Raw genomic sequence first — 12796 nt, 5'->3', positions numbered from 1 at the left:
CAGTAAGTGAGTACCCACTTACGAAAAAATCAAAAAATCAATAGCTTTTAAGGCTATCTAATTTTATGATTTTTACCTTGTTAGGGAGAACCCTAAGACCCCAAAAGATATAAGCAAAGGAGAAAATTATGGATAATAGAACAAGAAAAAATCAACTTAAAATATATTTAACAGACGACGAAAAAGAAATATTTGAAAAGAAAATGAAACTTGCAAATTGCAAAACAATGTCCCACTTTCTTAGAAAATGTGTATTAGAAAAAGAAATTTATATTGTAGACCTAGAACCATTTAGAGATCTTCAATGGTTACTTTCAAATGTAACAAATAATATAAACCAGATTGCAAAAGCTACTAATATGACTGGTGTTATTTACAAAAATGACATACAGGCTATCAGGCAAGACGTAGACAAGTTATCCAAAGAAATCTGGGATATTCACAGCTTATTATTAAAAAGAATTCAAAAAATACAAGAATATCAGGAGTAAGAAAGAATGAAAATTTATATGAATGAACAAGGATTATTGGAAAAAGAAAGAGAATTATGTTTAGGTTTAGGAGGCATTGAGGATTTTATTAAGGAACTAGACGCCATGAGAGATACCTTCCAGGAAGTACAAGATCGTTACGAGAATTTTGAGAAAGTTTATCACTCAGATATGAAAAATATGTTAGAGGAACTATTCAAGTTTAATCAAAGTTTTGTTAGAAATAATGAAACTTTGATTGATAAAATCGAATAAATAAACCGAGGTGTCGTAGAAACACGGCACCTTTTTAAATGAGAAATTTGATTTTATCTGGTATAATAATCTTTAGTAAGTTGAAGATGAAAACGCTACGGAGTATCTCTATGAATTTTGAGAAAGAATGGATAAAACATTTTACAAAAGATGTCTCTAAAAAAGATTTAGATTTTAGAGTTAGAGATTCAGGTAATTTTATATGGCATGCTTTTTTGGATTTAATTGATAAGGGAAGTTACTTGGTCGGAAATGAAGCGAGAAAAACTTTTGACAAGGTAAATAAAGTAGGTCCAATTTATTTTTTCCCTTGGGATGAAAATAAAGTTTTTGAAAATAACATTGAAGAAATTACTGCAGACATGCTCGATAGATATGACGAGGTATATCTTGTCGCTTCCGATTGGTCATGGACAAATATAAAAACGCATGAAGAAGAATTAGGACCTTATTTTTGCTCTAATACAGAGAATCATATTTAGGAGGCTTAGATGAGAAATATACAAAAATATGGCGGAACATGGAAATTTTTTGATAGTGAGAAAACTTTTCAAGGAGAACTGCATATTGATTCGGATAAAAATTTTATTGTTCTTGAATTAATTATTCCAGCCAGTGATAGTAATCCAATGCCTAGACCACCTTATAAAGGAAAGATTCCATATATATGTGGCACTTTATTTTCTGGAGCAAAAGTTTTGTTATATAAATGTGAAACGGGTAAAGAGCACACATATCTATTATCATATACACAACAAATTATTTACTCTGATTTTGCTTTCTGGGGGCTAGAAATAAAGTCTGAAGATGAGGTAATGTTTTCAAATGTTACCGTTGACTTTGGGGAGATAATAAATTGGTCTAGATTGTGCAAATATAACTGGGACTATTCCTCAAATTATGGTGTGAATTTGATTTGGGAACATGAAGATCCTGTTAATTTTAAATTTGGAGATGGTTTACTTATAAAATTTTATCCTGTACAGGGAAGTATGGAAAGCAATTCATATAGTAAGGAGATTATTGCACGTCAAAGTGTTCTTGTAGACTTTGTTTATAATCAACCTAAAGAGATTGATGAAATACTAGATGATATTTTATCTATTCAGTATCTTATAGGCCTTGGTATTGATAATGAGGTAGTTATTGAGAATATTAAATATCAACACCCAACAATATATTCAGAATTTGAAAACAAAGATGGATCTGTTACTAAACATTTTTTAAAAGCTGATTTGTTGTTTGGAAAGGGAGAGAAAAAATCTACTGCAAGTATTAGACCGTTCAAATTTATCTTTACTTTAAGAGATATAAATGATCAAAATATTTTTTTAAATTGGAATAATAGATATTCTAAACTTAAACCAGTCTTGGATCTTTACTTTACTGTTTTTTCTAATAAAATTACAGCACCAGAAGTCTTGTTTTTAAACTTGGTTCAAGCTTTAGAGACTTTTCATGCAAGATTTATCACTGATGATGTAAAAGATTACATTACTAGAGTTGAAAAAATTACTTATAATTTTGGTAGGGGTAATGAGAATCAGAATCAATGGCACGATTTTTTACTTGATGAGCATCAGCAAAATAGTAAAAAGATACATCTAAGAAGTCGCTTGGCTGATTTAATTTTTGCTGAAGGAATATTACCCTTCTGGCCTAGTTCTTACAATAAAGTAGAATATATCAGTAAGGTAGTAGATACGAGAAATTACTATACTCATTATAATATCGAAAAAGAAGAGAAGGCACTTTCAAGAGAAGAATTGCCTTTAGTAAATGCTGAACTAAGGATATTACTACAGTTCCATATTCTAAAGATTCTAGGTTTTTCTACTGACGAATTAAGGAAGAAAACAGTAGAAGAGATGAACAGGCTTAATGATATTAAATTTTTACAAGAAGGAACTCATGAGATAAAAGAGAGACTGTGAGTTAAAAAGCGTGAATAATAATATAGCAATGAAAGAGAAAAATATGGCATTTTATTACAGCAAACTTTGAAAGTTGCTTGACGAGAAGAAAATGTATAAAGAAGACTTAAGACTAGATACAGGGATGTCCTCAGCAACTCTTCATAAGTTAGGTAAGAATGAGATTGTTAGCATGGATGTTTTAGCAAGAATTTGTGAAAGTCTTAAATGTGATGAGGGAGATATTGTTAGCTATATAAATGAAGAGGGTGTGTCAGAATGATTAAATTCTGATACACTCTCTTTTTTATTTGATAGGTTGTACACTTAAAAGCGACATATAGTATAAAATAAATTTAAAAATCAACTAAAAATATATTTAACAGATGAAGAAAAAGAAATTTTTGAAAAGAAAATGAAACTTGCAAATTGCAAAACTATGTCTCACTTTCTTAGAAAATGTGTATTAGAAAAAGAAATTTATGTTGTAGATTTAGAACCATTTAGAAACCTGTAATTGTTACTTTCAAATGCAACAAATAACATAAACCAGATTGCAAAAGCAACTAATACAACTGGTGTTATTTACAAAAATGAAATTGAATCTATGAATAATCAGATAGAAAAATTATCAAAAGAAATATGGCAGATCCATTCCCTACTTCTTAATAAATCAAAAGAAAGTTCTGGTGATTAGTATGGTAATTATAAAAACACATCCAATAAAATCAACTTTAAATTTGGCAATAGATTACATTACTAAGATTGAAAAAACTGATGAAAAAATCTTGGTATCTTCATTCAAATGTTATCTATCTACTGTACATATTCAGTTTATGAAAACGCGAGAAGACAATGATAGTAATAGTTCAGTTTTGTATGGGATTCTAATACGATTTTTTATTATAGGGAAGTTTGGTGCTAGAAAAAAGGCTATGAGTTTAATGCTCACAGCCTTTTTCTTATATACTCTTGAAAGTATTATCTGAGTTTTCGTTTATTGTTTTAAATCCACTTTTTATTGCTAGTAAAACTCCTACAATCATAAATACAAATACTACTATTAGAGGGATATAATTCATATTTGTTATCAGACCTTTTACCGCAAATACTAATTCATAGTTGCTTCTATATGCTCTCAATGCAATTCCCATAATGAACATAAAGATATAGGCTAAGAAAATATTTTTAAACAATATTTTTCCTTCTCCAAAGACCATCTTTTCCATTTGTTTTTCTGTCATACCTGTAGTGGATAGAAGTTTAAAATCATTGGCTCTTGCTCTAAGGTTTCCTTTAAAACTATTGTAGGCGTTGGAAAGAGCAATTGTTATAAGAATGATTTGTATGCCAAGATTTAATAGTTTTTCATTTCTCATTTGTTCTTTATTCATAGCAGCTTTTATAATTTCTGTAGAAGTTCCATGATCTGATTTTGGAACATAATTTGAAATCACTTTTTCAGCATCATCAAAAACTTTTTCTTTGTTTTTATCGGCTTTGATTTTTACAAAGTAATAATAAACTGGGTTGCCTTCATCTATTCCATATTCATCAATAAATTTTTTCATAGCACTTTCACTTGTAAAGATAGATATTTGATTGTCATTATAAGCTTCTATATTATAAGGCATTTCATCGATACTTGAATCTATTTTTATAGGCATGGACTTACCATTTGCATTATATTTTAAAGTAATATCTACGGATCCCTTATCAGAAATTTTTATATACTCACTAAAGGCATACGGAGTTTTGTTATCTTTTCTTATCTTATTAAGCAATAAATAAGATGCATGAGAGATGTTATTTTCTTTTAAAAGCTTTTCAAAATCTTCATCTGTTAAAGCGTATATACTAGCATATAGTCTATCTTCTGCTATTTTTCCACTAGCTAAAGAATCTTTTAAGTCTTTAGAAATAAAATTTTTATTTTCGTCAAGGTAAAACTTAGTATCATTTCTTTGATATAAATGAAGGTCTTTTGCTCCTTCAATTTTTTCCAAGTCATATAATAAGTGTTCATCTAAACTCTTATCAGTGTAAATACTTGAATTAAAATTGTAAGGACTTTTATAAGAGTTATATTTTTCATTCAAAGCTCTATAGGACTGGCTAACTAAGACTGTGGTCAGTACAAAGGCAGACAGAGCCATGGAAATTACAATAATTCTATAGGTTGAACGATAAGACCTGTAATAATCTTTTGCTAAAGTCTTTTCTATTGGTCCATTTATTTTTGATTTTCCTAATTTTATATTTTTTTCTGTAATCCCATTTAAACCTTCTATTATCTTTAATTTTGCACTTTTCCTAGCAGGGATTGTCGCAGATAAATATACTGTCAAAAGCGATAATAAAATAATTATTAAAATAGAAGTAGGATCTAAATAAACTAGGTGAAAATCTGGTGCCTTAAAACTTTCTCCAATTATCTCAGACATATTCTTATAGGATACTGAGTTATTAAGCCACATTAAATACATTAATAAGTTTGCGAAAACCCAGGATAGAAGTGTACCTAAGGCTACTGGCAATGCAGATAGCTTAAAGGCTTTCTTTTTTATCATTTTTTTAACTTGTTTTGCAGTCATACCTGTGCTTTTTAATAGGGCAATTTCTTTTAAATCCCTATTGTTCCATACGTTAAATGCACCATAGATAATAAAAGCAAATAGAAGAACTAGAAAAAAATACGCACTATACTCTTCTACAGCAGATTTTATCACTGACTTAGGCGGAAATATTCCTTGAGGATAAATCAACTTATACTCTAAAATATCTGTATTATAAGATAGTCTTCCTATGTCTATTGAAGACTTCTCGTCTATATTCATAGTAGATAAAATTTCCCTAGTCTTTGTATAAGTATCTCTTGGATGCTTATACCAAATTAAGGCTTCTAAACCTCCATTGTTTTTTAATAAGTCTATCTTTTTATCACTATCAGCCAAAGTAAGAAACATAGACTTTTCAAAAGAATATCCATAATCATCATAGACTCCAACTATAATATAAGTTTTATCACTTGCAGTAATTTTAGAGCCTATATCATAATTTTTATTCTTTGTTAAAAATCTTTCTGGCACTAATAGTTCGCTTGAGTTATTAGGTTTTCTTCCTTTTTTAATTTCATAGCCAGTTAATAGGTTGCTATATTTTCCATTTTCATAAATATTTGCATTTAAATCTGTCTCTATGATTTTATTAAAAGAAATTTTTTCTATATCCGTATCATTTATTAATTTATCATATAGTTTTTCATCAACTTCAGTAATTGCTACATGGTAGTCTCCAATAGTTTTTCTTACGTAGTTATACTTGTCATATTTTAAGGATCCTACAATAAATACAACTGTACCTAGCAATATAACTGCTAAAAGTATGGAAATTTTAATAGCAAAACTGTCTTTCTTATTATCTTTTACAGCTCCATCAGCTAGGTCATTAATAATTTTCATAAGTTCCATCTCCTAAGAAATTTAACCTACCATCTACCATTCTATAGACCTTATCACAAGAATTTGCTACTTTTTCATCATGAGTAATGATCATAATTGTAGAATTTAATCTTTTATTTATAAGTCTGAAAAGTCCTGTGATTTCTTCTGAGTTTTTTCTATCAAGATTTCCTGTAGGCTCATCTGCTAGAATGATGGCAGGTCTTGTAATAAGACTTCTAGCAATAGCAACCCTTTGTTGTTCTCCGCCTGATAACTGCTTTGGATACCTATCAAGTTTTCCTTCTATTCCTAATATTGACAAAATTTCCTTTAAATATTCTTCATCTACTTTTTTATTGTCCAATAAAAGAGGAAGTAGGATATTTTTTCGAACGTTGATATTTGGAATCAAATTAAAAAATTGGTAGACAACTCCAATATTTCTTCTGCGAAATACTGTCATTTCGTCTTTGTTAAACTTGGTAATATTTTTATCTTGAATAAATATATCCCCACTTGTTGGTGTATCTACTCCTGCTAATAGATGAAGCAAGGTAGACTTTCCTGACCCGCTATCTCCAATAATGGCGACAAGATCTCCTTTCTCCATTTCAAAATTCACATTTGATAGAGCGTGTACTTCTACTCCACTATTGTAAGTTTTTGTTAAATCTACTGTTTTTACAATATTCATATTTAGTCCTCCTTATCTTTCTTAGATGATATTAGACTTAAGTGACTGGAAAGTGACTAGAAAAAATGACTGTGCTTTATTTACACAGCCATAATTAATCAGTTATAAAATCTCAGTTCAAAGGCATTTGATTTTTTCCCCTTATGATATAAAAGCTCTCCATTTTGTCTTTCCATTACAGATTTTGCCATAGGAAGCCCGATTCCATAGCCTTTCGAATTTGGATCCAGCTTATAAAAACGTTTAAAAACTTTTTCTAACATTTCACGATCCAAACCTTTAGAAAAATCTTCTACAAAAATACTTTTATATAGATTTGTTTCTTTAAGTTGGATTTCTATCTGTCTACCTTCTGTAGCTTCTATACCATTTTTCATCACATTGAAAAGTGCTTCATAGGTCCATTTCTTATCGCATATAAGATCAAAATCATCTCCATAAAGAGGAATTTCAATATTATCTTTTATAAAATAATCTTTTAGGTTTCGTATGATATCTTCAACTAACTCTCTAGCTGATATACTATCTTTTGCCATTTCTATTGTCCCAGAATCAAGGGCTGCCAATTTTAATAAAATGTCAGATAAGTTATGGAGTCTAAGTAAATTATCTATAAGTCTTTCTATATATTCTTCTGAAACATTATCAATTTCGTCTTCTAATAGGTCTAACAATAATAGTGATCCAGTCAACGGAGTTTTTATTTGATGGGCAATGTCTTCAGTATATTCTCTTAAAGTTTCCTTATTTTTCTCTGCATTTTCAGCTATTCTCTTGTTTTCTATAATAATTTTAATAATCTCATCTCTGAGTTTGCCAAATTCATCGTCTATAATTTCATAATTATCCGAGTCTATATCAAGTGAATGGAGGAGGCTAAATATATTATTAATCTTATCCTCAAGAGCTTTCTCTTTTTCCTTTCCAATTTTTGAAATAACTATAAACAGAATTATATTTATACCTAGAAAGCCAATAAGTGTTAGAATATCGAATCTTGGATTGAGATAAATTACAAACAAAGACATCAATAAATTTAAAATTAATACAAGTAAAATATTTTTGTTTTTACTCATTGTCCCACCTATATCCTATTCCTCTTATTGTTTTTATATGATTACCATAATCTTCAAGTTTAGATCTGAGTCTTTTTATGGTGACAGTTAGGGTATTGTCATTAACTTCATAAAAATCATAACCCCAAACATAATCTAAAATTCGTTCTCTTAGTAAATTTATATTTTGATTTTCTAAAAGCATTTCCAATATAGCAAACTCTTTTAAGTTAAGGTCTAAATCTTTTCCATCTATCGAAGCTTGTTTTGATATAAGATCTAAAGATAAATTTTCAAAAGTCAGCTCATCAACCTTTTTTATTCTTCTGCTAAATACATTGTCTATTCTCGCCTTTAGGACAGGGAGAGAAAAAGGTTTTGTAATATAGTCATCTGCTCCTTGGGAAAGACCTTTTATAACATATTCATCTTCATTTTTTACAGTAAGCATTATTACAGGAATGTCAGAAAATCCTCTCAGCCATTTTAAAAAATTAAAGCCTGATCCATCTGGAAGATTAGCATCAAGAAGAATTAAATCAAAATCATTAAAATTAAGATTTTCTGTCAGAGAAAGCTTGTTATAAATAATAGTTTCAATATTATGTTTGTTTAAGTAAGTTTTAACAGCAAAAGCAATTGTGCTGTCATCTTCAATCATTAGTATTTTCAATTCTATACTCCAATATATCCGATATATCACATTTAAAGTACCTACAAATTCTACTCAGTATTTCCATACTAACATTCTCATCTCGTCCCATTTTAGCTATGGTATGAGGAGTTGTTTTTATGGCTTTTTGTAAGTCTAGTTTATTCATCTTTTCATCTATTAATTTTTTCCATAATTTATCATAGGAAAATCCCATAACTCACCTCAAATTAATCTTCTACTTTGTACAGTATTTCTATAATATTATACCATGTTTATAAGTGATTTAATCTAAGTACATTAAATAAGTCGATTCTTATAATACATTATATTCTCCGGTACTGGGACTGGGACGGGACTAAAAATTTGAAAATGTCCTATAATTAGATGGATTTAGTGGTATTAGAAAAAATAGAATGCAGTATTTTGAATGGTTTGGGATATATCGTACGTTTGGAAAAGAAGAATGGAAGTAAATCGACTGTTGATTTCGGTCGACTTATCCGAAAATCAGCTGCGGTAGCAGCTAAAGAGTTTGCGTAGCAAACGGGATTTTCGTTAGTCCCACCATCTTGGGTGGAAAATGCGAAGCATTTTTCATCTCTGATATAAGTGAATAATCGAAGGTTTAAGCGCATCCAGAGAACTAAGTGAGAGCGCACAACCTTAAGATTTAAAAGTTTTGATAAGAGTTTAATAAAGATAGGCAGATATACTATCCTAAAAGTTTACTGTGATACTTGACAATTAGATTTATTGGTCATATATTATAAATATAAGATTAGGTCAGGAAGCATACGATGCCCTGGCCATTTTTTTATGAGGAGAGCGAGTGAAAGAATATAAGACTTATAATCAACAATTAAAAATATTGAGAGAAAGAGGGCTTTCTGTCCCTACAGACGGTAAGCCAAAAAGATTTTTAGAGCAAGAAAATTATTATAATGTTATAAATGGATATAAAGACTTATTCCTACAAAAAGATTCTAATAATGAACCTTTAATTCCTGAACAGTATATACAAAATACCCATTTTAATGAATTGAAAGCACTATTTTTATTTGATAGAGAATTAAGAATACTGTTCTTAAAATATATATTGATTTTTGAAAATTCATTCAAAACAGTTTTATCACATGAGTTTTCAAAAAAGTATAGTAAGCCGAATTCTTATTTAGAAATAAAAAACTATGTTGATGATAACCCTAAAAAAGTATTGCAACAAATATCAATTTTAACAAAAACAATTCATAATAAAGTTGGTAAGGACGGAGCTATAAAACATTACATAGAAAATCATGGCTCTGTACCTTTTTGGGTTTTGGTAAATTATCTTACCGTAGGTAATTTATCTTATTTGTATAGTATATTAAAAGATTCAGATAAGAATACTATTGCAAAATATTATTCTGAAAAATTTAACAAACAATATAAATCAGCACCAACACTAAGAATTGATAGTAAGGATATAAGCGCAGCATTAAAGATTGTAAATTTAGTAAGAAATAAGTGTGCTCATGATGAAAGACTTTACAATTCTGACTTTGGAAATATAAGAGTATCAAACGTTGCCAATTATTTGGGATATAATAATTATGATAATAGGAAAATCATAGTAGCAATTCTATATCTAAAGATTTTATTAAATAAAAAATATTTTAAAAAATTTCATTCAGAGTTAATAAGAATTTTAAATCGCTATGATAATGAATTTAAGACAGTTCCGTTTGAGGAAGTCCTTACTATAATGGGTATTAATCGTTCTAATCTACAACTTTTAGTATAAATAACATCTGTTCTCCAGCAGATAGCTTTAATGTTTTTAGAGAGTGCTAAGAAAAACTATAAAATATATGTGTAAAAATCACAATACTATACTAATATGGATAAGTAGAAAATGATTATAGAATATATTGTCTTTCTAATGTTACTAGTCCCAACAATCTATAATTTCATAATCCATAGAAATAATATAATAAACACAAAAAAGAAACCGATATTTGGATTTATATCGGCTATATTTGCTTTACTTGCTAGTGGCTTCTGATATAGACTAGATAATACAGTCTTGGGATATGCCATTGTTATCTCGGCAGTATTATTGATCTATACCGTAATGTTTTTTTCGGGTATCAGAAAAGATGGATTCAATATTTTCTTAGGATCAAGTCCAATTTTAAAATTTGTAAGTTTTGATAGGATAAAGGGTGTTGGTATTACGTCAAATAAAAATAATGACTTATAATTGACAATAAGGCCGCATGGCAAAACTTATAGTCAAATATGTGACTTACAAGATAAAGACTTTATTATAAAAAATATCGAAAGATAACTAAGCTAAAAACAAATATTTGACCAATAAAATAATACCAGTATATTATCATCAACAAATACATACGGAGGTAAATTTATAGTGATTTTATAAGCAATATGGAAATTTTGATACTATTTTTAGCCTATTGAGGCTAGTTTTAGTATGCCATATTGTGAATAAGATTGCTTTGTTTACACGAGGAGAAGGTCTATTCACTTATTTGTGGATAGGCCTTTTTTGTATTTTATTTATGATCTGGCATGCTTCTCCTAAGGAGGATTTATGTTAGAGATAAGAGATTTAACTATAAAATTAATAGAAGATGATAGGATAATTCTAAAGGATTTTGATTTTACCTTAAATGAGGGTGATAAGGTAGGTCTTATAGGTGAAGAAGGTAATGGGAAGTCTATACTCTTAGAATCAATTGTTAATATAGATGATGTAAAGAATTACTGTGATGTTAGTGGAAAAATATATCTGGGAAATGAAATAGTGGGGTATTTACCGCAAAGTTTAGATGAAGAATATTTTGATTTGACAGCTAATGAATATCTCTTTAGCAAAGTAGATGTAGAGCCGGTAGACAATAATAAACTTTATAAATACCTAGCAGAATTTAACTTATCAGCTGATATTTTGTCAAATGATATAAAAATGAGAGAGCTTTCTGGTGGTGAGAAAATAAAGTTTATTTTAGTAGTTGAACTATTAAAAAATCCAACTATTTTCCTATTTGATGAGCCTAGCAATGATCTTGATTATGAATCGTTATCTTGGCTTGAAAGTTTTATGAAAGATTTAGAAATTCCCTATATCTTTGTATCACATGATACAAATTTACTTTCAAATATATCAAATAGGATAATACACCTAGAACAAGTTAGAAGAAGGAGTGAGGCCAAACATACAGTATCTAATAATACTTACGATGAATATATAAGAAAAAGACAAAACTTTATAGATTCGGAAACAAATAGAGCTTGCAAAGAAAGAGAAGAATTTGATAAAAAAATATTCAGGTATAGAGAGTCCACGATGCAGTCCAGCATGACATTAGAGATACAAAAAATGATGTGGAAGGTAGGTTGCCAAAGGAGAAAATGCATACTGTAAAATCTATTGGAAGAAGACTAGAAAAAGAGGAAGCAAAGCTTACAAAAAAACCTGATTATGAAGCTCCTATAGATATTTTCTTTGATAATAGTATAAAAATAGCTAATAGCAAGCAAATCCTAAACTACAAATTAGATAGTCTAAGGGCAGGGGATAAGGTCTTAGCTAAGGATATAAGCTTAAAAATAATAGGTCCTGAAAAGATATGTATCATTGGCAAAAATGGAGCTGGCAAGACTACACTTTTGAAAAAATTAAAAGATCAATGCCAAAGTTTAAATCTTAAAGTAGGATATATGCCGCAGTCTTACTTTGAATATGAGAAAAAAGATATAAATGCTATAGAATATATATCTGATTCATTTATAAAAGATAATCATACCAAAGCTTCAAATCTTCTAGCTAGCCTAAACTTTAAAAGAGAAGAAATGTATAGAAATATATCAGACCTATCTGGAGTGCAAAAAGCAAAACTATTTTTCTCTAAAATGAATTTAGATAAGGCAGAAGTTCTGATCCTAGATGAACCAACTAGAAACCTATCACCCCTATCTAAACCTGAGATAAACAAAGCTCTAAGAGATTATAAGGGAGCAATAATTGCCGTTTCTCATTATAGGGATTTTATAGATGAAGTTTTTGATAAGGTCTATGAACTAGGTCCTCATGGGCTAAAAAGAGTCAAGTAATCATTTTGATTATTTGCATTTAGCGATAATAGGATTAAGCAAATCTGCCTTTAACAAGTATAGCAAGTAAAATAATATTAGAAAAAATAGAGAATCATCAAGCAAACTATGTTTCTTGATACTTAAATATGTAGATGAAGGAGGATGGTAGTCAGATTCTCGAAATCCTTAGAA

Annotated in this window: 14 protein-coding genes and 2 pseudogenes; 11 read left to right on the top strand and 5 right to left on the bottom strand. The window is 29.1% G+C overall.

Annotation, left to right across the window (positions count from 1 at the left end; all coding sequences use genetic code 11):
• Positions 1–128 precede the first annotated feature (128 nt).
• The 7 genes and pseudogenes from HGAG_RS06830 to HGAG_RS12120 all read left to right on the top strand — a co-directional run.
• On the top strand, positions 129–491 hold the full coding sequence (locus tag HGAG_RS06830; RefSeq protein WP_019118463.1) for a plasmid mobilization protein: 363 nt from the start codon (positions 129–131) through the stop codon (positions 489–491).
• 6 nt (positions 492–497) lie between these two features.
• Positions 498–746, top strand: a complete 249-nt coding sequence (locus tag HGAG_RS06825; RefSeq protein ID WP_019034268.1) for a hypothetical protein — start codon at positions 498–500, stop codon at positions 744–746.
• A gap of 38 nt (positions 747–784) precedes the next feature.
• Entirely contained in the window at positions 785–1228 is a 444-nt protein-coding gene (locus HGAG_RS06820; protein ID WP_280101259.1) for a DUF4275 family protein, read from the top strand.
• Positions 1229–1237: 9 nt separating this feature from the next.
• Complete coding sequence (locus HGAG_RS06815; protein WP_019118461.1) at positions 1238–2680, top strand: ApeA N-terminal domain 1-containing protein; 1443 nt, start codon at positions 1238–1240, stop codon at positions 2678–2680.
• Between the two features lie 73 nt (positions 2681–2753).
• Positions 2754–2942, top strand: a complete 189-nt coding sequence (locus tag HGAG_RS11360; protein WP_257877040.1) for a helix-turn-helix domain-containing protein — start codon at positions 2754–2756, stop codon at positions 2940–2942.
• A gap of 75 nt (positions 2943–3017) precedes the next feature.
• A pseudogene (locus HGAG_RS10790) lies at positions 3018–3356 on the top strand (plasmid mobilization protein); the annotation flags it as partial.
• 1 nt (position 3357) lies between these two features.
• Positions 3358–3573, top strand: a pseudogene (locus tag HGAG_RS12120) (hypothetical protein); the annotation flags it as partial.
• Between the two features lie 48 nt (positions 3574–3621).
• Here the strand turns inward: HGAG_RS12120 and HGAG_RS06795 are convergent.
• The 5 genes from HGAG_RS06795 to HGAG_RS06775 all read right to left on the bottom strand — a co-directional run bounded on the left by HGAG_RS06795 (position 3622) and on the right by HGAG_RS06775 (position 8720).
• Positions 3622–6120, bottom strand: a complete 2499-nt coding sequence (locus HGAG_RS06795) for an FtsX-like permease family protein (protein WP_019118458.1) — start codon at positions 6118–6120, stop codon at positions 3622–3624.
• Positions 6107–6796, bottom strand: a complete 690-nt coding sequence (locus tag HGAG_RS06790) for an ABC transporter ATP-binding protein (protein ID WP_019118457.1) — start codon at positions 6794–6796, stop codon at positions 6107–6109. Before HGAG_RS06790 ends, HGAG_RS06795 begins: the two co-directional genes overlap by 14 nt.
• A gap of 98 nt (positions 6797–6894) precedes the next feature.
• Positions 6895–7872: a sensor histidine kinase gene (locus HGAG_RS06785; protein WP_019118456.1), complete on the bottom strand. Its 978-nt coding sequence runs from the start codon at positions 7870–7872 to the stop codon at positions 6895–6897.
• On the bottom strand, positions 7865–8524 hold the full coding sequence (locus HGAG_RS06780) for a response regulator transcription factor (protein WP_019118455.1): 660 nt from the start codon (positions 8522–8524) through the stop codon (positions 7865–7867). Before HGAG_RS06780 ends, HGAG_RS06785 begins: the two co-directional genes overlap by 8 nt.
• The gene (locus HGAG_RS06775; protein WP_019118454.1) at positions 8505–8720 is read right to left on the bottom strand and encodes a helix-turn-helix domain-containing protein; all 216 of its coding nucleotides are present in this window, start codon (positions 8718–8720) and stop codon (positions 8505–8507) included. The genes HGAG_RS06780 and HGAG_RS06775 overlap by 20 nt, the downstream gene beginning before the upstream one ends.
• 170 nt (positions 8721–8890) lie before the next feature.
• Here HGAG_RS06775 and HGAG_RS11645 point away from each other — a divergent pair, with 170 nt between their 5' ends.
• From HGAG_RS11645 to HGAG_RS12110, 4 genes are all read left to right on the top strand, one after another.
• A complete protein-coding gene (locus tag HGAG_RS11645; RefSeq protein ID WP_019118453.1) occupies positions 8891–9046 on the top strand; it encodes a hypothetical protein in 156 nt (51 codons plus the stop codon).
• 289 nt (positions 9047–9335) lie between these two features.
• Positions 9336–10289 carry an Abi family protein gene (locus HGAG_RS06765; RefSeq protein WP_019118452.1) on the top strand — a complete coding sequence of 318 codons (954 nt, stop codon included), beginning with the start codon at positions 9336–9338 and terminating at the stop codon, positions 10287–10289.
• A gap of 810 nt (positions 10290–11099) precedes the next feature.
• Complete coding sequence (locus HGAG_RS12115) at positions 11100–11933, top strand: ATP-binding cassette domain-containing protein (protein ID WP_051008250.1); 834 nt, start codon at positions 11100–11102, stop codon at positions 11931–11933.
• The gene (locus tag HGAG_RS12110) at positions 11921–12622 is read left to right on the top strand and encodes an ATP-binding cassette domain-containing protein (protein ID WP_051008249.1); all 702 of its coding nucleotides are present in this window, start codon (positions 11921–11923) and stop codon (positions 12620–12622) included. The genes HGAG_RS12115 and HGAG_RS12110 overlap by 13 nt, the downstream gene beginning before the upstream one ends.
• The last annotated feature ends 174 nt before the right edge of the window (positions 12623–12796 follow it).

The sequence above is a fragment of the Anaerococcus obesiensis ph10 genome, from assembly GCF_000311745.1.
GTDB lineage: Bacteria > Bacillota > Clostridia > Tissierellales > Peptoniphilaceae > Anaerococcus > Anaerococcus vaginalis.
The sequence above is the reverse complement of the archived record's forward strand: the minus strand, read 5'-3'. Positions and strand labels throughout refer to the sequence as shown.